Source organism: Micromonospora sp. URMC 107 (assembly GCF_051386315.1).
Classification (GTDB): Bacteria; Actinomycetota; Actinomycetes; order Mycobacteriales; family Micromonosporaceae; genus Micromonospora.
The window spans coordinates 1-840 of the sequence record NZ_JBPQTK010000283.1 but is presented as its reverse complement, the minus strand read 5'-3'; the positions used below and the strand labels follow the sequence as shown (position 1 = coordinate 840).

The 840-nt window shown below is 73.0% G+C and carries 1 protein-coding gene; it reads left to right on the top strand.

The features are described 5' to 3' along the window. Nucleotides 1-26 precede the first annotated feature (26 nt). Nucleotides 27-840: hypothetical protein (locus ACSNN9_RS28515; RefSeq protein ID WP_436676396.1), on the top strand; the 814-nt coding region annotated here is incomplete at its 3' end.

Genomic DNA, 840 nt, shown 5'->3' with positions numbered 1-840 from the left:
ATGGTGCGGTGCGGCGGGTTCCGGCAGTGCGGCGCGACCAGTCGGAGGTCGCCGCGCTGACCTCGGCGCTGGGGCAGCTGTGGGTGGCGGGTGTGCCGGTCGACTGGGCGGCGTACCTCGGTCAGGCCGGCGCCCGGCCGCACGTGGTGGACCTGCCCACGTACGCCTTCGACCACACCTGGTACTGGCCCGAGGCGCTGCCCACGGCCCGCCGGAACGCGCACGACGATGCCCTCGACGGGCGGTTCTGGGCGGCCGTGGAGTCCGGCGACCCCGACCTGGTCGGCGGTGAGCTGGGCGTCGGCGCGGACGAACCGTTCAGCGCGGTCCTGCCGAAGCTCGCGCAGTGGCGGCGCGCCGCCCAGCAGCGGTCGACTGTGGACTCCTGGCGGTACCGGGTGGTGTGGCGACACCAGGCCGTGACCGGCAACGAGAGCCTGACTGGCTCCTGGTTGGTGCTCATGCTTCCCGGTCAGGAGGACCACCCGGTGCTGGCTGGCCTGGCGGAGCGGGGCGCCGAGGTGGTCCCGGTGGTGCTGGACGTGCTGGACCGGGACCAGATCGCGCGTCGACTGACCGACGCGTCGGAGACCGGCAAGCCGGTCGCCGGGCTGGTCTCGCTGATGTCGCTGGCCGGTGCGGGCGTGGTCGAGGCGCTGGCGGTGGCGCAGGCGCTGGCCGTCACGGAGATCGAGGGGCGGCTCTGGTGGCTGACCAGTGGCGCGGTCTCCGTGGACGACTCGGAAACCCTGAGCGATCTGAGCGCGGGTGCTGCGGTGTGGGGTTTGGGTCGGGTGGTGGGTTTGGAGTTGCCGTTGCGGTGGGGTGGGTTGGTGGATT